The organism is Anaerosphaera multitolerans (assembly GCF_004006535.1).
Taxonomy (GTDB): Bacteria; Bacillota; Clostridia; order Tissierellales; family Peptoniphilaceae; genus Anaerosphaera; species Anaerosphaera multitolerans.
Map to the genome: position 1 here is coordinate 60,575 of NZ_RLIH01000006.1, position 21,586 is coordinate 82,160.

Sequence of the window (21,586 nt, forward strand, 5' to 3'; positions counted from 1 at the left end):
AATTCTATTGTAATAACCAGTGAAATAACTTCATATGTGAAAACACATAAAGGGCACCTCATATTTTATAAGGTGCTCTTTATATTGAGAAATATATAGCTATGAAATTAAAATAAAGAAAAATTCAACTTAATAAAAAATACGTTGCTAAAAACAATATAAATATAATAAGTTTTAAATTATCTGCATCTTTATTTAATAATATACACAACTTAGCTTATAAAACCTTTATTTAAATCTTATTCTAATTCTCCATCTTTTGATCTTTTATTTGTCTTATTTTTAATAACATTTTTTCTATAACCAAATTTGCATCTGATACAATTGCATAATCCGCATATTTAAAAATATTGGAATCTTTATTGTTATTTATAACAATTATTACATCAGATCCCCTCATACCTGTAATATGTTGAATTGCTCCCGAAATTCCAAAGGCCAAATATATTTTTGGATTTATGATTTTTCCCGACTGCCCAACTTGTTCAGATGGTTTTATAAGACCTTTTTCCATCATTGGTCTTGACCCGGCTACTGCTCCTTTAAAAAAAGTAGCAATTTCTCTTAGTTTGTTAAACGAGCTTTCTGTTAATCCTCTGCCACCTGCAAATACAATATCAGTATTTTCAATGTCAAATTCATTTTGTTCTATTATCTCTATATTTTCTATGAATAATACAGGACTTTCCGTTTCCATTTTTATAACTTTTACTTTGTCAATTTCCTTGCCGCTACTTTTTTGTTCAGAAAATATATTTTTCAAAGTTATTAAATATGGCCCGGGTCCTTTGAAAGAATACTCCAAATACTTTTCTTCATTTGATGAAAATTTTCCTACAAGAATTTCTCCATCTTCTACTTTTAAATCCACTGCTTCCCTTAATAAGGATAAATTTAATTTATAACTTATTGTTGATGCTACTTCTTTATACTTTTCATTTGAGGGAAATAAAACTATATCTACATCTTCAAATATCTTCAAAAGTGCCTTTGAATATCTATAATAGTCATAATTTCTAAAGTATTTGTTTTTCAATAAGATAATTTCGCCAACGTCATATCCTTTATGATGTTTTTTAATTTCATCATCAATAAAGAGAATTTTTGTTTTTATACTTAATTCTTTAGCTAGCTCATTTGCTTTTAGAATCAACATTTTGTTAATATTTACGTTACTATCTCCTACAACATATATCATCTCACAATTTCTCCAGGCACTAGTTTTTTTAAAATTTCTACTAAATTAGAAGCTGATTGATTATCATCTTCTCCGGTTAAACAAATTAATTCCCCATTCTTTTCTATCTCCAAATAAAATTCATCATTTAGCTCAACTTTATTTTCTAAGCACTTTTCCCCTTCAATTAATTCACTTAAAGATATTTCAAAAATTTCTTTCTCACTGTAAGCATTAATTATTCCAGCAATAGTTAAATTTTTTATAAAAGTATTTTCATTAATAGATTGAATTATTATTGGAGTATCTACACTATATGAATATTCTTCATTCCCAATTTCTCTTTTTGCATATATTATATTTCCTTTAACATCAAAAAAACTACTATACAAAATTCTTTTAATGTTTAAACTTTCTGAAATATAAGTAGACACATACACTGAATCTTCATTATAAAAAAGACTGCCTATTAAAATAATATCTAACTTACTAAAATAGTTTTCAATGAATGTCTTAAGAATTTCTGCACAAAATCTCGGATCTTCTAAATCAATTTCTTCACCCTCAATAATATATGCGCTATCAACCCCCATTGCCATTGAATCTCTTAAACTTTTTTCACTCCTTGCTTTGTTTTTTGATAGAATTACGGAACTAATATTACACTTTTCTTTTTCTTTAATTATCAAAGCTTCAGATATAATATTTTCATCACCTTTAATTAAAGAATTATTTTCCTCTAACAAATCTTTATTTATTGGACTAAGTATAATTAACACATTCATAATTATTTTGTTTCCTTTCTAAAAAATCGTAGAAGGTATAAATATCTTCTACGATTTCTAATTTACACTATTCCTATATTTACTAAACCGATAAACACAAAGCAAATAATAAACGGAATTATTATTTGAGTAATTGCTATGTCATAATAAGCTTCTTTATGCGTTAATTTACATATATTCAAAAGAGTAATCTGCGCTCCTTGATGAGGTAAAGTATCTAATGTACCTGCTGCAATTGTCGAAATTCTATGTACATACTCCAAATTAATTCCTAGACTTAGATAAATATCTTTTAATGCATTAAAAGCAACACCAAGCCCTCCGGATGCAGAACCACAAGCACCAGCACATATTGCCACTGTAATCATTACAAAGATTAACGGACTTATATTAATATTTACCAAGGAATTTACTAAATCAGAAAATGCCTGTGTTTCTTGAACTATTCCTCCAAATCCAACTACAATAGCTGTATTTAAAATTGCAGTTCCTGAATCTGCAGCTCCTTTATTAAATACATTAACCCATTCTCCCGGATTTCCAATTTTCTTATAAAATAATAATACACTTAGAACTATACCTATAGTAACTGAAGTCTCAACAGCTAACTTCAATATATTAAATGCAACTAATATAGTTATAATAGGTATTAATGCTAAAAATTCATTAGGCAAACTTTTATTTTCATCATATGAAAGTTCACTTTCAGTAAGTTGATATTTAAGCGTATTATCCACAAAAAATATCTCACTTTTTGCAAATTTTTTAGCCCTATACTCTAACCATACAAATATTAAAATATACATAATTATTGAAGATATTAACGACGGAAGGAAAGCTGCCGTTGCCGGAGTTCCCAAATTTTCAGAAGCAATTACATTTTGAATAGAAGGAGAACCAGGTCCACTCATTGACCAAGTCCAACATCCTGAAGAAATTGCCGCAGGTATTAGTCTTCTTGTTATATTTGCCTCTTTAAACAACTGTAACGCAATTGGGTACACAACAAAGAATACTACAAACCCGCTAATTCCACCATAAGTTAAAATACCTGTTATTGTCATAATTATAGGTGCAACAAATTTTCCCTTACTAATCTTAGCAATAAATCTTGCTATAGATTCAGCAGCACCTGTAAATTGGTATATAGCTCCAAAAATAGCTCCTACAAAAAAAACTAAAAAATAACTTGAAACATAATTTGCCGCAGAGGGCATAAAATATTCTTTTAAGCTCGATAGTATAGGCATCCCAGAAAACACAATTACAAAAATAGAGACAACCGGAGCCAAAATTATAGCACTAATTTGTTTAAATGCAAGCAGCGCAAAAAGTAAAATAGCCGCTACTAATATAATATTACCTAGATTCATGATGTTCTCCTATCTATTATTTTATATTCATTTCTTCTTCTCTAAAAATTCTAGAATCCATTAATTTTAACTGTTTATCAATTATTGGTGTAAATTCCATTAAATCAAGTATTTGCGTCTTCATATCAATACCGGGCGCAACTTCCATCAAATGCATTCCATCTTCTTTTAGCTCAAAAACTGCTCTTTCCGTAATATACATTACTGGTTGTTTCACTTTTTTTGCATAGTCGCCACTAAAAGTAATTTGTTCTACTTCATCTATAAATTTAATAGACTTTCCTTCCTGAACAATATTTAATTTTCCATTTATTATCTCGGTTATTAAACCTCCTGCTGTAAAAGTTCCACAGAAAAATACTTTTTTAGCATTTTGTGTTATATTTATAAATCCGCCACATCCAGCTATTCGCGGACCAAATTTTGATACATTAATATTTCCGCTTTTATCTGCCTGAGCAAGACCCAAAAAAGCAAGATCTATTCCAGAACCGTCATAAAAATCAAACTGATATGCCTGATCTAAAATACAGTCAGGATTTACAGCTCCTCCAAATTGAGAACCACCTTGAGGTACTCCCCCAACTGCACCAGCTTCAACAGTGAGAGTCATATAATCTGATATTCCCTCTTCATTTGCCACTACAGAAACATACTCCGGTGCACCTATTCCAAGATTTACAACTGTATTTTCTTCTAATTCAAGTGCCGCTCTTCTTGCAATTATCTTTTTTGCATCCAGAACTTTTTTCGAATCACTATGTATTGGTACTCTAATTTCCCCAGACATTGATGGATTATACTCAAATCCAATGCATTGCTCATGATCTTTTGGATCTTCCACCACAACTATTGCATCTACATAAATTCCAGGAATCTTCACAAGTCTGGGATCTAAGGTTCCTGATTCTACGACTTTTTCAACTTGTACAATAACTTTTCCGCCACAATTTTTAACCGCCTGTGCCATTGATGTGCATTCAGTGGTTGCAATTTCATGTTCTAACGTTACATTGCCACTCTCATCTGCAAAAGTACCTCTTAATAATCCAAAATCTAAATTTATAGATTTATAAATTAATTTTTCCTCACCAAGAACCTCAATAATTTCTACTAAGTCTTCTTTGCTAATATTATTTAACTTTCCACCCTCTATTCTCGGATCTACAAAGGTATTTAAACCCACATGAGTTATTGTACCTAATTTCTTTCCTGCAATATCTCTAAATAACTGAGATAATGTCCCTTGCGGGAAATTATATCCTTCAATTTTTTCTTCCAGAACCATTTCCCCTAATTTTGGAACCATATTCCAATGGCCTCCAATCACTCTTTTAACCAAATTTTCATGTGCAAAATGATCTGCCCCAGAACCATCTCGATTACCTTGAGCGGCAGCATAAAATACAGTTAAATTCTTAGGACTATTTGTTTCTATGAATCTTTTTTCTATAGCACCAGTTAGTGCTTCAGGCATACAGCTTGCTACAAACCCGGTACTGGTAATGGTTGCATTATCAGTAATCATATCTGCTGCTTCCTTAGCACTTATAATGGGAACTTTTCTCATATCTTCCTCCTATAACATTTATTTTTATATTATTTAAAAATCTGTTAAATTTGCTGCACGTTTTTCTAAAAATGCAGTCATTCCTTCTTTTTTATCATCAGTAGCAAAAGAAAGACCGAATAGATTAGCTTCTAATTGAAGTCCACTTGCAAGGTCTGTCTCTGTTCCTATATTTATCGCTTGTTTTGCAAGAGTTACAGCAAAACTGCCTTTTGAAATAATTTTTGAAGCCATTTTTTTACACTCATCAATTAATTCTTTTTGCTCTACTACTTTATTAGCCAGTCCAATTCTATATGCTTCATTTGCATCAATCATGTCAGTAGTAAAAATCAATTCTTTAGCTCTTCCCTTACCCACAAGTCTTGCCAATCTTTGTGTTCCACCAAAACCGGGAATTATTCCCAACCCTACTTCAGGTTGCCCAAATTTAGCATTTTCAGAAGCCACTCTAATATCACATGACATTGAAAGCTCACATCCACCTCCAAGTGCGAAACCGTTTACAGCAGCTATAGTAACTTGCGGCATATTTTCTATTTTGCTAAAAGCTTCATAAGCTAACATCCCCATTGTTCTTCCTTCCTGCGCATTTGCATTTACCATTTCAGATATATCTGCACCTGCAACAAAGGATTTCTCCCCACTACCTGTCAATATTACGACTTTGATATCTTTCCTTTTTTCAATTTCACTAAAAACTTCATTGATTTCAGCTAGTGTCTCGCTGTTTAATGCATTAAGCGATTTTGGTCGATTAATAGTAACAACAGCAATTTCATTTTCCACTTCCATTAATAAGTTTTTCATAAGTTTACCTCCAAATATTTATATTTAAATATAGTTATATATAATATGATTTGATTTCCAATTATACATATAACTAGTATTTAGCGAGCTAATTGTTGCTTAGAATTATATTATTTTTCACCTTTAAATATACTAATCATAATTTTAACTTAAGTGCATATTAAATATTTTACACAGAAATTATAAAGATAAAATCAAGTGTTTTTTACTTTACTCCATTATCGTACTATCTTTTATGTTTGTCAATACCTTAACAATAAATATTAAAGACTAAAAAATATTATATCTATATATTGACATATACAGTTTCAAATGATATATTTGCTTTAATAGTTAGTACGCTAACTATTAGCGTAACTTATTTAATGCAATTTCTATTATATTAATTACATTAGATTTGAATTATCTTACATAGTTCATTTGAAACTAAAAACTTTATTTAATTTAAGGAGGAAATTATGAATTTTGAACTTAATGAACAACAAAAGTCCATACAAATGGCAGTTAGAGAATTTGCAAACAATGAATTGAAACCGGGAGTTATTGAAAGAGATGAGTCCTCTACTTTTTCCGTTGAACTTTATAAAAAAATGGGTGAACTTGGTTTTATCGGTCTTCCTATTTCTAAAGAATATGGTGGACAAGGACTTGGATATTTAGAATATGCGCTGGCAGTGGAAGAAATTTCTAAAGTTGATGCTTCAATGGGGATTTCTTATTCTGTTTCCACTTCACTTTATTGCGGTAGCATTCTAAACTCAAATGCAACTGAGGAACAAAAAAAATCATTTCTGCCTGAAGTTGCAGCAGGTAAAGTACATGGAGCTTTCGGCTTAACTGAACCTAATGCAGGATCTGACGCTGCAGGTATTATTACTACAGCAACTAAAGAAGGTAATGAATACGTTCTTAATGGAATGAAAATTTTTAATACCAATGGTCCTATTGCAGGATATTATGCCATATATGCACTTACTGAACCCGAAAAAAGAGCAAAAGGCCTTTCTTGTTTTATAGTAAAAGCCGGAACCCCTGGTTTAAAAGTTGGAAAAATTGAAAATAAAATGGGTATCAAATCTGCTCAGGTATCTGAAATTATATTGGAAGATGTAAGAGTTCCTGAAGAAAACAAAATAGCTTTAGATGGTAAAGGTTTTGGGGTGGCTATGAAGACCCTTGATGGAGGCAGAATTGGAGTTGCTGCCCAAGGTCTTGGTATTGCTGAAGGAGCTTTTGATATTGCTATTAGCTATTTAAAAGAAAGGGAACAATTTGGGAAACCTCTTTATAGAAATCAATATTTAGCATTTAAAATGGCTGAACTTTCAATGGAAATTGAAGCTGCCAAATTTATGCTCTACAAAGCTTGTGCTGATAAAGATAATAATGGAAAATATTCCCTTTCTGCTGCTAAAGCAAAATATATGTGTACAAATGCTGCTATGCACGTTACGACTGAATGTGTTCAAATGCTTGGTGGAAATGGCTATATGAAAGAATATCATGTTGAACGAATGATGCGAGATGCTAAAATTACTCAAATTTATGAAGGAACTAATGAAATTCAGAAATTAATAGTTAGTGGCGCATTATTCAGCTAAATTATTTATAAATAAAACTAATACTAAACTCTTTTTTTTACTATTTTCTTATCCAAAAAATCCTATTAACTTATAAATAAGTTAATAGGATTTTTTCTTAATTTCTATAAATTATTTAATTTCTCTCTTAAAAGCTCATTTACAATTTTAGGATTTGCCTTACCTTTGGAGGCTTTCATAACCTGTCCAACTAAGAAGCCAAAAGCTCTGTCCTTACCGGCTTTATAATCTTCAATTGATTGAGTATTTTCTTTTAATACATTTTCCACTATATTTTCAATTTCAGAACTATCGGATATTTGAAGCAATCCTTGCTCCTCTATTATCTCATTAGGATTTTTGCCCTTTTCAAACATTTCCCTTAAGACTTTTTTACCAGCATTGTTGTTTATCTTTCCTTCTTTAATAACTTTTAGCAAAGATGCAAAATCTTCAGGCCCAAAGGGTAAGTCAAAGGAATCTTCAATATTGTCCACTCTTCTTAATACTTCAGTCATTATCCAGTTAGAAATCATATTTCTATCTTCAAAATGTTCTGCTACTTCTTCAAAGTAATTTGCCAGTTGTGTTGAAGATGTCAGTACTTCAGCATCATATTCAGCAAGTCCGTACTCCTCTATAAATCTATTCTTCTTTGCTTCAGGCAATTCAGGCAATCTCTCTTTTACTTTTTCTATCCACTCATCTGATAATACAACCGGTACCAAATCACCTTCAGGAGCAAACCTATAGTCTGCAACAGTGTACTTTTCTCTCATTAGAATTGTTTCATTGTTTACGTCATCCCATCTTCTAGTGGTCTTTATTTCATCTCTATCCTCTTCTAAAAGTTTAATATGTCTTTGTACTTCAAAGTCAATTGCTTTTTCTACACCTCTAAAAGAATTGATGTTTTTAACTTCTGTAACTTGGGTTTTTCTATTGCTAGTCTCATCTACTACGTTGACGTTCACGTCACATCTTAGAGAGCCTTCTTCCATTTTTACGTCTGAAACTCCAATATACTTTAACGTGCTCTTTAATTTTTCTAAAAAAAGTCGAGCTTCCCTTCCACTGTTCATTTCCGGTTTTGATACTATTTCAATAAGGGGTACGCCACATCTATTATAGTCCATCAGTGTTTCATATGTTTCCGTGTGTAAAGACTTTCCCGTATCCTCTTCCATTTGAATTTTAAAGATACCGACTTTTTTAAGTCCTTCATCTCCCTCAATCTCCAAGTAGCCCTCTTCGCAAATAGGCATATCATCTTGAGTTATTTGAAATCCCTTCGTTAAATCCGGATAAAAATAATTTTTCCTGTCAAATTTAGATACCTTTTGAATTTCACAATTTAAAGCAAGACCTGCCATAATACTATAGTTAACTACATTTTCATTTAAAACAGGCAGTCCTCCGGGTAATCCCAAACAAGTTGGACACACTCTCGTATTGGGTTCCCCTCCAAACTCATTGGCACAGGAGCAAAAAGCCTTAGTCTTAGTTGATAACTCAACATGGATTTCCAATCCTACAATCGTCTTATAGCTCATCACTTTACACTCCTTTCAAATCCAAGAATGGTCTTAATTAAATCATTATCTTTAAATCTATTTGCCATAAACCCAATTCCTACAGAAAGTCCGTCCTTTAAAGGCATCGGTACAGTTGCTGAAGGGCATCCCGTCATATTTGCTGGAATAGTAAATAAATCTGTCTGATATATTTCCACCGGGCTCATTTCTCTTTCAATTTCAAAAGGAAGCATTGGAACTGTAGGACTAATTACGATATTATACTTTTTAAAGACTTCATCATAGTCATTTTTAATTAAAGTCCTAATTTTTAAAGCCTTATAATAATAATCCTTTGCTAAATCTAAGCTCAATATATGAGTACCTATCATAATTCTACGCTTAACTTCATCTCCAAAGCCCTCAGCTCTGGATTTTCTATAAAGTTCATCGATGTTGTCATAGTCATTAGTTCTATGACCGAAACGCACTCCGTCAAACCTTGCCATATTAGGCGCCAGTTCCCCATTAACTAAGATATGGTAGGTTTCCAATATATAATTTAGGGATTTAATTTCAATAAAGTCAATTTCTGCTCCATTGCTCTTTAAAATTTCCATTGCTTCATTAAAATCCGACTTTATTCGTCCATCTAAATCCATATCCATATAAGTCTTCGGAACTGCAATTTTCAAATCTTTTAAATTTTCAACGCCACTTCTAAAATCAAAGTCCTCTCTTAAAGACTTATTTCCAATAGAAGTTGCATCTCTTTCATCTCTGCCTTCCAAAGCTCTAAGTAATAATGTGGCATCTTCAACGTCTTTTCCCAAGGCTCCCACTTGATCAAAGGTATTTGCCATAGTTGATATCCCATATCTTGAAATAGAACCGTAAGTGGGTTTAATCCCAACAAGGCCACAAAAACTTGCTGGTTGTCTAGTTGAGCCTCCGGTATCAGTCCCCACTGCAAGTGCACACTCTTCTGCTGCAACAGCAGCTGCTGAACCTCCTGAAGAACCTCCGGGTACTAACTTACTATTTAAAGGATTCTTAGTAACTCCAAAGTATGAACTCTTTGTAGAAGCACCCATTGCAAACTCATCCATATTAGTTTTCCCAAGTATTATTCCGTCATGATACCTTATTAAATCTGTTACTGTAGAATCATAAGGCGATATGAAATTTTCCAACATCTTAGATGCGCAAGTCATCTTTACATCTTTTACAGCTATATTATCCTTTATTCCCAGAGGCACTCCTGCTAACAATCCCATTTCTTCTCTGTTTGAAAATTTGTTATCAACAGCCCTTGCACTTTTCATAGCTTCTTCTCTACAAACTGTAATATATGCGTTAATATCACTATCATTTTCTTCAATTTTATCCAGATATTCCTTAGTTACTTCTTCACAGGAAAAATCTCTATTTTTATAGCCCTCTATTAATTCATGCGCCGTTAAATTTGTTAAACTCATAGCCTCACCCCTATTCTACAAACTTCACAATATTAAAGTATCCATACTTGCTGTCAACAGTATTTTCCACTGCTTTTTCCTGAGTTAAGGATTCCCCTACTTCGTCTTCTCTTAAATTGTTAACTGCATCAATAACCCTGAAAGTTTCCTCTAGTTCTTCGGTTTCAATTTCCCTTATTTTATTAATTAAACCCATAGTTTCAATAAAGCTATCCTCAAATTTTTCAAGCTCCTCATCTGAAAAATCTATCTGTGCTATATCTGCAATGTGTTTTATCTCCTTACGATCCATATTCCCCTCCTAATAAATCCTTTAACTCCTCTTCACCTATAATCCTGACATTTAATTCCAACGCCTTATTATATTTTGAACCGGCATCCTCTCCGGCAATTACAAAGTCAGTATTCTTACTAACTGATGAGGATACTTTTGCCCCTTTTCCAATTAAAATTAACTCCAATTCTTTACGAGGCATTTCTAATGCTCCCGTCAGTACTACTCTCTTATCTTTAAAGAAAGAATCTTCTATTTTTAAAACTTCATATTCAGGTTTTACACCTAAAAGTAACAACTTGTCAATGGATTTTTTTATATGATCATCATTAAAAAACTCCACTATTTCCTCTGCAGTAATCGGTCCTATTTCTCCTACATTTATAAGCTCTTCATACTTTGCATCTCTTAACGTTTCAAACTTGCCATAGTGTTCTGCCAAATCCTGAGCAGTCTTAATCCCCACATTTGCTATTCCAAGCGCATAGATAAAATTCGGAAGTTGCACAGTCTTACTGTTTTCTATTGAACTTAACAAATTATTGCTCTTTTTTTCTTTAAAGCCCTCCAAATTAATTAAATCATCGAATTTTAATTCATAAATTTGAGGAATCTCTCTAATATCAAGTTCACTTAAAAGCTTCTCTACAGTCTTTTCACTTAAACCCTCAATATTCATAGCATCTCTTGATGCAAAATGTGTAAGACGGGAAACCAATTGAGGTACACAGGAAAGCGTGTTAGGACAAAATATATGGACACCCTCTTGAAAAAGTTCAGTGCCACAGGATGGACAATGAGTTGGCTTTTCTATTTCAAAGGTCTCTTCATCAGTCGGCAGAGACCCTAATATCTCCGGTATTACATCATTGGACCTTCTCAATAACACTCTTCCATTTAATCTTACTTTTTTTCTAACTATATCATCATAATTGTTAAGAGTGGCTCTTTTAATAGTAACTCCTCCTATTTCAACAGGCTCCAATATTGCCGTTGGAGTTACTTTTGAAGATCTTCCCACGTTCCAAACAACTTCAATTAACTTAGTGGAAACTTCCTCAGCTTCAAATTTATAGGCTATTGCCCATCTTGGAAATTTATTTGTAAATCCCAAAAGCCGACGAGTTTTCATATCATTTATTTTAATAGTTACTCCGTCTATTAAAACCTCAAGGTTATTTCTAATCTCCCCGATTCTGTTTATTTCTTTAAAGACCTCTTCTAAAGTTAAACAAAGTTTGTTTTCTCTATTTACTTTAAATCTGTTCTCCAATAGAAATTCTTTCATTTCCAAATCGTCTTTAAATTCTCTTCCTTCAATATAACCCACATTATAAAAGTATGCTGTTAAGTTTCTCTCCTTTGTCACAGATGGATCCAAGTTCCTAAGAGCCCCTGCAGCTGCATTACGTGCGTTTTTTAAAGGTTCATCATGAGTTTTATTATATTCTTCTAATGCTTTTAAAGGCATTAACCCCTCACCCTGAACTTCCATTAAACCTTTGTAGTTAATCTCCAAGGGAATTGAATATATGGTCTTAATTTGTGGAAGAATTTCTTCACCTATAAAGCCGTTTCCTCTAGTTGACGCCATTTTTAAAAAACCGTCTTCATAGGTTAAATTAACTGTTAATCCGTCAAATTTTAACTCAACCACATATTCAGGCTGCGGAAGATTTTCTCCTCTTTCATTTAAAGCTCCAATTAATCTTAAATTTCTCTCATGCCAACTGGTTAACTCTTCAAAACTCTGAGCCTTATCAAGAGAATACAAGGGCGCTATATGAGTATGTTTTTCAAATTTAGATAGAATCTCTCCGCCCACTCTGGTAGTAGGAGAATTTGGCAATACAAAATTATTTTCATCTTCTAAATCCTTTAACTCATAATAGATTTTATCATATTCACTATCGCTGACTTTCGGTTCATCAAGGGTATAATAGTGGTAATTAAATTCATCAATTTGCTCTATTAGAGCTTTCATTTTCTCTATAAGTTTTTCTCTTTCCATTTATTTCACCAATGTAATAGGAGCAAAGGATAGCATCAATTTCTTTAACCCCTTTTCATTAAAGGAAATTACTATTTCATAATCTCCATTTTTTTCAGTTTTAGAAACTATCATTCCTTGGCCCCACTTTTTATGATTTACCTTATCTCCAATGTTAAAGTTTTTATCTTTATTATTTCCTTCACTTTTATTTAAAGAAGATGACATCTTTGAAACCTTTGGATTATATTCCGTAAAATCTCTTACCTTTACTAAATTATGACCTTCCTCTATTTTATTAACAGGTTTTATAATTTCAACAGTATCTTCCATTTCACCTATAAATCTTGATTCCAATGTAGGACTGGTCTTCCCGTAAAGTGTTCTGGTTTGGGCAGAGCTTATACATAAAATTTCTTCAGCCCTTGTAATACCCACATAACAAAGTCTTCTCTCCTCTTCAATATCTTCATCACTTTCAAGAGCTCTGGATGTCGGGAATAGACCCTCTTCCATTCCAACTAAAAACACCGCTTTAAATTCCAATCCCTTTGCTGCATGGACCGTCATAAGTTTTACTCCGTTTTCAGAAGGATTTGTCTTATCCACCTCTGACAATAAACTTATTCCCGATAGAAAATCCTCCAAACTTCCCTCTGCATTTTCTCTTTCATATTCCACTGCTGTGGAAATAAGTTCTTTTATATTTTCTATTCGAGTTCTTGCTTCCACGGTGTTTTCTGCTTCAAGCTCAGCTACATAACCTGATTCATAGATTACCTTTTCTATTAATTGAGAAATTGAAAGTTCTTCTTTCTTTCCCTTTAACAAATTAATTAAATTTGCAAATTCTCTTATGTTCTTTCTTGCTCTTAAATTTAACTCCTCATAACTTTCTAAATTAGATACTACGTCATAGAGGGAAAGATTGTTTTCTATTGCAAATTCACTTAGTTTTAATACAGTCTGATCTCCAATACCTCTCTTAGGAACGTTAATAATCCTTGTAACTGCAACATTGTCATTTGAATTTTGGATTACAGTTAAGTAGGCTATAATATCCTTTACTTCTTTTCTGTCATAGAACTTTAACCCTCCAACTATTTTATAAGGAACCCTCTCTCTTACCAAGGCCTCTTCAAAACCTCTGGACTGCGCATTTGTTCTGTAGAGGATTGCCATATCGGAAAAAGCATATCCCTTATAGTTAAACTGCAAAATTTTATTTACTACATCTCTTTCCTCTTCTTGAGAATGTCCATACTGTTGATAGCTAACCTGTCTTCCGTCGTCCCTATCAGTCCAAAGTCTTTTATCTTTTCGATTTGGATTGTTTCTAATAACTGCATTGGCAACCTTTAATATATTTGATGTAGATCTATAATTTTGTTCCAGAAGTACCACTGTGGCATTTTCAAAATCCTTTTCAAAATTTAAAATATTCCCTATATCCGCACCCCTCCACTTGTAAATAGATTGGTCATTGTCGCCTACTACAGTTAAATTAGGATTTTCTCTACATAACAATTTAATCAACTTATATTGAATGGCGTTAGTATCCTGATACTCATCAACAAATATATATTGAAACTTATTTTGATAGTAATCTCTAATATCTTTATTTTCCTTGAGTATATCTACGGTTTTAATTATTAAGTCATCAAAATCAAGAGCATTGTTTTCTTTTAATTTTTTTTCATAAAGTGCATATACTTCTCCCACATTTCGATTATAAAAATCCATATGATTCGAATTTATAAATTCATCAGGAAGTATACCTTCATTTTTAAGTTCGGAAATTTTCGCAATAATTCCCCTATTTTTATATACGTCTTTATTTAAATCCAGCTCTTTTATACAGTCTCTCACAACTGTATTCTGATCATCTCTGTCATAAATGGAAAAATTAGAGGAATAACTAATTCTATCTATATTCCTTCTCAATATTCTCAAACAAATAGCATGAAAAGTTCCTATCCACATTGCATCTACATCAACATCTATTAAATTGGAAACTCTTTCTTTCATTTCGCTTGCAGCTTTATTAGTAAAAGTGATAGCTAAAATATTTGATGGATATACATTCTTTTCCTCAATTAAGTATGCAATTTTACTCGTTACTACCTTAGTCTTTCCCGAACCCGCTCCCGCTAAAATTAAAACGGGACCTTCCGTTTGAAGTAAGGCTTCACTTTGCCTATCGTTTAAATCTTTATAATTCATATTTCTCCTATATTTCAATTAAACTATTTATAATTTCAGATGCCATTATCATTCCACATACAGGCGGAACGAAGGAAATAGAACCCGGAACAATTTTCCCCTCAAAGTCAAAAAGTGGCTTATGGGGTATTTCCCTTGAATAGACCACCTTTAATTTCTTTACACCCCTGTCTTTTAATTCTCTTCTCATAACTCGAGCCAGAGGACAAACGCTGGTTTTATTAATATCTGTTACTTCTAGCTTTGTAGGATCCAGTTTATTTCCTGTACCCATTGCCGATATTAAATTATAGCCGTTGAAGTAAGCTCTTTCAGCAAGGCTTATTTTTGCCTTTACACTGTCTATGGCATCACAAATGTAATCATATTTTTCAAAATTAAAAACATCCATAGTTTCATCACTTAAAATCAAATCATATTTATTTATTTTAACCATTGGATTTATAGATTTAAGTCTTTCTTCCATTGCATCTACTTTTCTCATACCAACAGAATTCACAGTGGCGATAATCTGTCTGTTGAGATTTGTCTCATCAACTTCATCGCCATCAACTATATCAATTTCACCTATACCGCCTCTTACTAAAGCTTCGCAAAGACTTCCTCCAACGCCGCCTAATCCAATTACCAGTACTTTGGAACTTTGAAGTTTTTTTAAATTTTCTTCGCCTATCAGCATCTTTAATCTATTAAATATTTCCATATTTCCTCACATAAAAGGTGAAGGAGTACCTTCACCTAATTAACTTTTACATCTACAAGTCCAGAGTTTTCAATATTCCCTGAAATACTTAAAACGTCATCTTCATTATAATTTCCGTTTACTTTAATCGTTACAGTACTTCCAACTGATATTTTTAAATTATCAGAAACTAAAACCTGAACAGTTAAAGTATTTTCCGCTCCGTCTTTCTTTACAGAGAGAACTTTACCTGTTAAATTTACAGAATCGCTAACTTCCGTCTCCGCTTTTTTTAACAACTGCAGCTCAACTACCTCTCCCTCTGAAATTGTAGCTTTAACTTCCATTCCCTTAATACTGCTTAAATCTCCGGAGTAAACCCTTCCTTCATCTAAAATTTTAATTTCTTCAAGATCAAAAGCAAAATTTTTAGAATTTAATCCAAGAGTACCCGCAGAATTGGATTCGCCTATATATTCAACTACACCTTCTTCAATATAATTTGAACTTAAAGCTTCGCTCACAACTTCCTCTTGTGTGCTTTCTCCAGCAGCAGGGTTGTTTTCCAAATATGTTAAAGTCTTATCTGCAATAGTTGCAACTTCAGCCCTTGATATATATTTTTTACCGTTGAAATATCCATCTGAACCGGTGTCAGAAAAAATTCCCGCTTCAATTAAACTTGCAAGATAACCCTTAGTCATTTCCGGAATACTGTCTAAATCGTTGTGCTTTAACAATCCCACATTTCCATCGCTTTTTAAGTTTAAAGCTCTTCCAAAATATACTGAAACAGAATTCCTATCAGGGTATAATTTATTTCCCTCTTTTAAAAAGCCATTTTCTGAAGCTGCTTTTAAAGTTTTTTCAGTAATTGTACCATTCATTAAATTATAACATAGAGCATCTGTAGCCCAAGAATCTACATTGTATTTTGAAACAATAGTTCCGTAAGTCTTCTTAGCATTTTCTATTTCATCAGCCGATGGATTTTTAACATTCTTAATTACCTGCATAACTTCAAGAAAACTCACCGCCCTTTGCGGTTTAAAAGTACCGTCGGGATATCCGCCAAAGATTCCTCTATTAGACAGATTATCTAAACTGGAATAAATCCACTGATAACCTCCGGTAGAAGTTACATCAGAAAAAGTTTTTGCACTAACTGTATTTACTGTTAAAACCGTTCCAATTAAAGAAACGGCCATTATTTTCTTAAATTTCTTCACAACAATACCTCCACCTTCATTATAGCATAATTAAAGTAAGTTAAAAATATTTTTAATGGCTGCTAAGTTCTACAAGTCCATATATTATAGGCATTTTAATTTTTAATATAGGCTGGAAATTATATTATATTTAATTACTATGATTTTTTCCATATTCAGGTAATTTCTCTATATAAATAAATTATAAAGGGGTATAATAAAAGAAGATTGTTTTAATTCAGTTTTTATAGGAATATAAAACTTACTAAATTATAAATAATATAATTATACTAGGTATAAATATACTTAACATATAAAGAAGAGGGGTATTTAATGTTAGAGCTTAGAAATATTGGTTTCGAAGTAGAAGATGAAACCACTGGAAAAAAGAAAGAAATTCTTAAAAATATAAATTTAAAAATCGAACCGGAACAATTTGTAGTTATAACAGGACCGAATGGAAGCGGAAAATCTACATTGGCTAAGATAGTTATGGGAACTGAACAGCCTACAAGCGGTCAAATTTTATTTGAAGGCAAAGATATTACTAATTTAGATATTACTGAAAGAGCTAAGGCAGGTATAGGTTTTGCTTTTCAGCAGCCCGTACGTTTTAAAGGTCTGTTAGTTCGAGACTTACTCCGTTTTGCTGCCGGTAAAAATCTTAGTACAGAAGAATCTTGCAGTTACCTTTCACAGGTGGGACTCTGTGCAATAGACTATGTAAATCGTGAATTAAACGACAGCCTGTCAGGCGGCGAAATGAAACGTATAGAAATAGCTATGCTACTGGCTCGAAATACAAAACTTTCCATTTTTGATGAACCGGAAGCAGGAATAGACCTTTGGAGTTTTCAAAATCTAATTAAAATATTTGACCAGCTTCGTAAAGAAACTAAGGGATCTGTATTAATTATTTCCCATCAGGAGCGAATTTTAGAAATAGCAGATAAAATAATTATCATCACTGACGGAGAAATTACTGATGAGGGAAGTAAAGAGGAAATGTTCCCTAAACTTCTAGGTACAGTTGATGCGTGTGAATACTTGAGAATGGAGGCATAATATTGGATAATGTGGTTAAAAATATTTTAAATACTGTTGCAGATATTAGCGAAGAACCAAATACCGCCCATAACATTAGAGTTAACGGTAAAAGCCAAAGTAGGCGCAGTACTGAAAATATTGAAATTAAAAATAAAGAAAACGGTTCTGGAATAGATATAATTGTTAAGCCAGGTACTAAGAAAGAATTGGTACACATACCCGTAGTAATAGAAAATAGCGGTATTGTAGACTTAGTCTATAATGATTTCTATATTGGCGATGACTGCGACATTTTTATAATAGCAGGATGCGGAATTCACAATGACGATAGACACTTAACACAACATGATGGAATTCACACATTCCACATAGGAAAGAACTCAAAAGTTAAGTATGTTGAAAAACACTACGGTGAAGGTAGTGGTACAGGTGAAAATATAATTAATCCTGTAACAGTTATTCATTTGGACAAAGGCAGCACTATGGAAATGGACAGCGTCCAAATTGAGGGAGTAGATTCTACAGACCGACTTACAAAGGCGGATTTAGCCGATGATGCAACTTTAATTACCAAGGAGATAATTATGACCAGTGGTACTCAATTTGCGAAAACAGATTTTCAAATTGAGCTTAACGGAAAAAATTCCAGCGCCAACATAGTTTCCCGTTCAGTTGCCAAAGAAAATTCAAAGCAGGCTTTCTATTCCGTAATTAACGGTAACAATCAATGTAATGGTCATTCGGAGTGCGATGCAATTATTATGGATAATGCAACAGTTAAAGCTGTACCCGACGTTACTGCAAATCACATTGATGCTTCACTTATTCATGAGGCTGCCATAGGTAAAATAGCCGGAGAACAGATTATAAAACTTAAAACTTTGGGAATGACAGAAGAAGAAGCAGAAGAAGAAATAATATCCGGATTTTTAAGATAAAAAGTGAGTTTCCTTTTGGAAACTCACTTTTAAAATTTCTTTTTAAATAAACTCTGTACCCCTACCTGTATCGTAGTCATAGTAATCTACTATTTCTTTTTCTTTAGCAATTTCGTCAATTGTTACACTTCCCAAATCGCCATTTACTTTATATCCGGCAATTCTAATTATTGTATACCTGTCATAGTTTACATCTGCATCAAATGTAAATACCTCACCTTGTCTTAAATCGCCTTTTTTACCGTCGTTTACAACTCTAATAGTATAGGTTTTAGTAGTACTTCCCATTGCTCCCGACTTAACTTGTATGTCAATAACTTGAGCAACTGTATCAAATATAGAACCTTCGTCAATTTCTTTTATTTTTAAAACTCTACTTCCATCAAGATCAAGTTCAACAGTCATACCTTCTAAAGAATCTAAGTCCATTTGAGCTCTTTTAATTCCATTATAATCATAGACAGAAGTGGCATCAGTTAAGTAATAAGTGTTTCTATTTCCATTTGTATCTTCTAAAACTATTTCTCCAACTCTGTTTCCGGAACTACTACCTCTATATACACTTACAATTCTACCAATATTTAGATTTTCACCTTTTTCTCCAACTCTGGAAATGTTTTTGTAATTTGTAGTAAGGGTAACTTTGTCATTTACTCTGATATCATCAAATAATCTGGAGTTTCCACTACGTATATAATTACCATAGAAAGTATATGTCTTACCGTTTGAAAGTTTTAATCTAATCGTTTCTTTACTATCATTTCCTGAAGTTGAACTAATACTTATAACTTCCCCAGTAACTGTTCCAGTCTTAGGGAAAGAAATAATATCAGTAACTTTTCCGGATGAATCGGTTTTAAACTCCACAAGTGAATCTAAAGTTAAATCTCTGGCTTGAACTTCCTTGCCCAATTCGTATATTTTAGCATTTGAAGCCAATTCAAACAATCCGCTGTCAGTAGTGTTAATGTCTTCAGACTTAATGTCTAAGTTATCCTTATTAGTAGTATACTTAACAGTAATTCCGTTAGAATTAGTAGCTGTAATATAGCCTATTAAATCTTTAGAGCTATTAGTAACTTCAACTGTCTTTGCAATTCCCGTAATAGTGGAATCTGAACTTTCAGTATAGGTAATTTTTACCTCTTGACCTGATTTAATATCACTGAATACAGCTGACTTATCATTCATTTTAAAAGTTGTACTGGTATTTACTCTAAATTGTGATCTTTTAGAATCCTTTTCAATAATAATAGTTTCTAAATTATTAATATCTGTAGTAAGTACTACAGTACCTGTTGCGTCTTTAGTTTCTGTACTTACACTTCCCGCCTTGGTCTTATAATCATAGGACAATTTTGTTATCTTTGCCATTTCGGATCTTCTAATATATCTGTCTCCGTCAAAGTTTCCTTCTGAGCCCGTAGCTGAAAAGATTCCGGCTTCAACTAAAGAAGCTAAATATCCCTTAGTAGATGCAGGTATTTTATCTATATCTTTATGTTTTAAAACATCAACATCTCCGCTGGAAGATAAGTTCAAACCTCTTCCAAAATATACAGCAATTGTATTTCTATTTGGATATACTAAATTTTTGGAATCAATAAAACCCTTGCTTTGAGCCTCTTTTAAAGTATCTTCAGTAATTATGTTCTTGTCAATTCCTATTGCAACTGCCTCTTTAGCCCAAGAACTCACTCCATACTTCTCGCAAGCTTCTCCATATTTTTCAACTGCCTTTTTAACTTCATCCTTTGAAGGATTGATTATTCCCTTGAGTAGTTGGAGAGTTTCTTCGAAATTTACAGCCTTATCCGGCTTAAAAGTGTTATCGGGATAACCCTCAATAACTCCCTTATCACTCATCTCGTCTATATAATCATATGCCCAACCATATCCTTCGCTTTTTTTCACGTCTTTAAATTCTTTTGCATACACTGCACTGGGGATTAATAAAACAGCACAAAGTCCAAGAGATATAGCCTTTGTGATCTTCTTATTATTCATCTTTCAAACCTCCATTCAAAAATAAATAATCTATAGTTATTATAACACACAAAAGGTTAAGTAATATTACAAATACATTGCAATTCTTTTATCAATTCTAATATTTTTAAATCCTAATAACCTTGTATATTCTTAGGTTTATAAGTTATAATATAATAAACGATTAAATATGGGAGGGGGATTTTATGAGATATTTACCCGTAAGTTTTGATACAAGAAATAAAAATGTACTGGTACTTGGCGGAGGACTTTTAAGTCTTTCAAGAATAAAAATTCTTTTAAAAACTGAATTTAAAGTTTACGTAATCTCCGATACTTTTGTAGATGAAATATATGAATTACAAAAAGAATATACAGATAAACTTTTTATAAAAGAAGAAAATTTAAATAGTGATTTCATCTTTTTTGCATATGACTACGTACTTATCGCCACTAATGATTTTATGTTAAATAATTCTTTGGAAAAAAGAGCCCAAAAGTCAAATATTCTATATGAAAGATGTGACATTCTATCTAACTCAACTCTATTGATGAATAGAATTTTAGAAAAGGGCGGACTTGCAATAGGTATTACTACTGACAAATTAAACCCCACAATTTCCGATATTATCTATGAAGATATTGAAAAGCTTTTTAATACCTATGACGCTGAAAAAATTCAATTGCTTAATAAAATCAGAACTGAATTAGTTAGAAAAAACTCTCCTAATATAGATGGGATTATGAGAAAGCTTTACGATACCAAGGAAATAAATTTGGAGACCTACTTAAATAATTTAAAAAGTATGCATTCCTATGTAGAAGAAATGCCTCTAGAAAAAATAAATAGCGAAGAAACGAAAACCGAAACTGCTGAGCAACCTTTAAGTACTACAGATGAAACTAAAGAAGATGAGGGAAATTTAAAAGAAGATAAATAACATACAACCC

At 32.3% G+C, this 21,586-nt stretch carries 17 protein-coding genes; 4 read left to right on the forward strand and 13 right to left on the reverse strand.

The annotated features are described in order from the left end of the window. Positions 1–244 precede the first annotated feature (244 nt). The 5 genes from EF514_RS05535 to EF514_RS05555 all read right to left on the reverse strand — a co-directional run bounded on the left by EF514_RS05535 (position 245) and on the right by EF514_RS05555 (position 5,715). Positions 245–1,198 carry an electron transfer flavoprotein subunit alpha/FixB family protein gene (locus tag EF514_RS05535; protein WP_127724441.1) on the reverse strand — a complete coding sequence of 318 codons (954 nt, stop codon included), beginning with the start codon at positions 1,196–1,198 and terminating at the stop codon, positions 245–247. After that, entirely contained in the window at positions 1,195–1,923 is a 729-nt protein-coding gene (locus EF514_RS05540) for an adenine nucleotide alpha hydrolase family protein (RefSeq protein WP_164845550.1), read from the reverse strand. The genes EF514_RS05535 and EF514_RS05540 overlap by 4 nt, the downstream gene beginning before the upstream one ends. A 101-nt stretch (positions 1,924–2,024) precedes the next feature. Beyond that, positions 2,025–3,335 (reverse strand): GntP family permease, encoded by a 1,311-nt coding sequence (locus tag EF514_RS05545; RefSeq protein WP_127724443.1) that lies wholly within the window; start codon positions 3,333–3,335, stop codon positions 2,025–2,027. A gap of 16 nt (positions 3,336–3,351) precedes the next feature. Beyond that, a complete protein-coding gene (locus tag EF514_RS05550) occupies positions 3,352–4,905 on the reverse strand; it encodes an acyl CoA:acetate/3-ketoacid CoA transferase (protein ID WP_127724444.1) in 1,554 nt (517 codons plus the stop codon). Positions 4,906–4,938: 33 nt separating this feature from the next. Further along, positions 4,939–5,715: an enoyl-CoA hydratase-related protein gene (locus tag EF514_RS05555; RefSeq protein WP_127724445.1), complete on the reverse strand. Its 777-nt coding sequence runs from the start codon at positions 5,713–5,715 to the stop codon at positions 4,939–4,941. A 458-nt stretch (positions 5,716–6,173) separates the two neighbouring features. Here EF514_RS05555 and EF514_RS05560 point away from each other — a divergent pair, with 458 nt between their 5' ends. Beyond that, the gene (locus tag EF514_RS05560) at positions 6,174–7,316 is read left to right on the forward strand and encodes an acyl-CoA dehydrogenase family protein (RefSeq protein WP_127724446.1); all 1,143 of its coding nucleotides are present in this window, start codon (positions 6,174–6,176) and stop codon (positions 7,314–7,316) included. 104 nt (positions 7,317–7,420) lie between these two features. On the opposite strand, the gene gatB is transcribed toward EF514_RS05560, so the two are convergent. The 7 genes from gatB to EF514_RS05595 are packed head-to-tail and all read right to left on the reverse strand — an operon-like array spanning position 7,421 to position 16,685. Further along, positions 7,421–8,848 (reverse strand): Asp-tRNA(Asn)/Glu-tRNA(Gln) amidotransferase subunit GatB, encoded by a 1,428-nt coding sequence (gatB, locus tag EF514_RS05565; RefSeq protein ID WP_127724447.1) that lies wholly within the window; start codon positions 8,846–8,848, stop codon positions 7,421–7,423. Next, on the reverse strand, positions 8,848–10,287 hold the full coding sequence (gatA, locus tag EF514_RS05570) for an Asp-tRNA(Asn)/Glu-tRNA(Gln) amidotransferase subunit GatA (protein ID WP_127724448.1): 1,440 nt from the start codon (positions 10,285–10,287) through the stop codon (positions 8,848–8,850). Before gatA ends, gatB begins: the two co-directional genes overlap by 1 nt. Positions 10,288–10,297: 10 nt before the next feature. Beyond that, the gene (gatC, locus tag EF514_RS05575; RefSeq protein WP_127724449.1) at positions 10,298–10,579 is read right to left on the reverse strand and encodes an Asp-tRNA(Asn)/Glu-tRNA(Gln) amidotransferase subunit GatC; all 282 of its coding nucleotides are present in this window, start codon (positions 10,577–10,579) and stop codon (positions 10,298–10,300) included. After that, positions 10,569–12,572: an NAD-dependent DNA ligase LigA gene (ligA, locus tag EF514_RS05580; RefSeq protein WP_127724450.1), complete on the reverse strand. Its 2,004-nt coding sequence runs from the start codon at positions 12,570–12,572 to the stop codon at positions 10,569–10,571. The genes gatC and ligA overlap by 11 nt, the downstream gene beginning before the upstream one ends. Then, positions 12,573–14,774, reverse strand: coding sequence for an ATP-dependent helicase (locus tag EF514_RS05585; protein WP_127724451.1), 2,202 nt, complete (start codon positions 14,772–14,774; stop codon positions 12,573–12,575). Positions 14,775–14,781: 7 nt separating this feature from the next. Further along, on the reverse strand, positions 14,782–15,477 hold the full coding sequence (locus EF514_RS05590; RefSeq protein WP_127724452.1) for a tRNA threonylcarbamoyladenosine dehydratase: 696 nt from the start codon (positions 15,475–15,477) through the stop codon (positions 14,782–14,784). Positions 15,478–15,512: 35 nt separating this feature from the next. Continuing rightward, a complete protein-coding gene (locus tag EF514_RS05595) occupies positions 15,513–16,685 on the reverse strand; it encodes an S-layer homology domain-containing protein (RefSeq protein ID WP_127724453.1) in 1,173 nt (390 codons plus the stop codon). 312 nt (positions 16,686–16,997) lie between these two features. On the opposite strand from EF514_RS05595, the gene EF514_RS05600 reads away from it, so the two are divergent. Continuing rightward, a complete protein-coding gene (locus tag EF514_RS05600; protein ID WP_127724454.1) occupies positions 16,998–17,729 on the forward strand; it encodes an ABC transporter ATP-binding protein in 732 nt (243 codons plus the stop codon). An 11-nt stretch (positions 17,730–17,740) separates the two neighbouring features. After that, positions 17,741–18,649: a SufB/SufD family protein gene (locus EF514_RS05605; RefSeq protein WP_240649017.1), complete on the forward strand. Its 909-nt coding sequence runs from the start codon at positions 17,741–17,743 to the stop codon at positions 18,647–18,649. A 42-nt stretch (positions 18,650–18,691) separates the two neighbouring features. Here the strand turns inward: EF514_RS05605 and EF514_RS05610 are convergent, their stop codons facing one another. Then, positions 18,692–20,656, reverse strand: coding sequence for an S-layer homology domain-containing protein (locus EF514_RS05610; RefSeq protein ID WP_127724456.1), 1,965 nt, complete (start codon positions 20,654–20,656; stop codon positions 18,692–18,694). A gap of 185 nt (positions 20,657–20,841) precedes the next feature. On the opposite strand from EF514_RS05610, the gene EF514_RS05615 reads away from it, so the two are divergent. Next, positions 20,842–21,576, forward strand: a complete 735-nt coding sequence (locus EF514_RS05615; protein ID WP_127724457.1) for an NAD(P)-dependent oxidoreductase — start codon at positions 20,842–20,844, stop codon at positions 21,574–21,576. Positions 21,577–21,586 lie beyond the last annotated feature (10 nt).

Excerpts from the sequence above, each read along its gene's own strand:
- EF514_RS05535 (WP_127724441.1), bottom strand. The coding sequence starts at position 1,198 with ATGATATATGTTGTAGGAGATAGTAACGTAAATATTAACAAAATGTTG.
- EF514_RS05545 (WP_127724443.1), bottom strand. The coding sequence starts at position 3,335 with ATGAATCTAGGTAATATTATATTAGTAGCGGCTATTTTACTTTTTGCG.
- EF514_RS05550 (WP_127724444.1), bottom strand. The coding sequence starts at position 4,905 with ATGAGAAAAGTTCCCATTATAAGTGCTAAGGAAGCAGCAGATATGATT.
- EF514_RS05555 (WP_127724445.1), bottom strand. The coding sequence starts at position 5,715 with ATGAAAAACTTATTAATGGAAGTGGAAAATGAAATTGCTGTTGTTACT.
- EF514_RS05560 (WP_127724446.1), top strand. The coding sequence starts at position 6,174 with ATGAATTTTGAACTTAATGAACAACAAAAGTCCATACAAATGGCAGTT.
- gatB (WP_127724447.1), bottom strand. The coding sequence starts at position 8,848 with ATGAGCTATAAGACGATTGTAGGATTGGAAATCCATGTTGAGTTATCA.
- gatA (WP_127724448.1), bottom strand. The coding sequence starts at position 10,287 with ATGAGTTTAACAAATTTAACGGCGCATGAATTAATAGAGGGCTATAAA.
- gatC (WP_127724449.1), bottom strand. The coding sequence starts at position 10,579 with ATGGATCGTAAGGAGATAAAACACATTGCAGATATAGCACAGATAGAT.
- ligA (WP_127724450.1), bottom strand. The coding sequence starts at position 12,572 with ATGGAAAGAGAAAAACTTATAGAGAAAATGAAAGCTCTAATAGAGCAA.
- EF514_RS05585 (WP_127724451.1), bottom strand. The coding sequence starts at position 14,774 with ATGAATTATAAAGATTTAAACGATAGGCAAAGTGAAGCCTTACTTCAA.
- EF514_RS05590 (WP_127724452.1), bottom strand. The coding sequence starts at position 15,477 with ATGGAAATATTTAATAGATTAAAGATGCTGATAGGCGAAGAAAATTTA.
- EF514_RS05600 (WP_127724454.1), top strand. The coding sequence starts at position 16,998 with ATGTTAGAGCTTAGAAATATTGGTTTCGAAGTAGAAGATGAAACCACT.
- EF514_RS05610 (WP_127724456.1), bottom strand. The coding sequence starts at position 20,656 with ATGAATAATAAGAAGATCACAAAGGCTATATCTCTTGGACTTTGTGCT.
- EF514_RS05615 (WP_127724457.1), top strand. The coding sequence starts at position 20,842 with ATGAGATATTTACCCGTAAGTTTTGATACAAGAAATAAAAATGTACTG.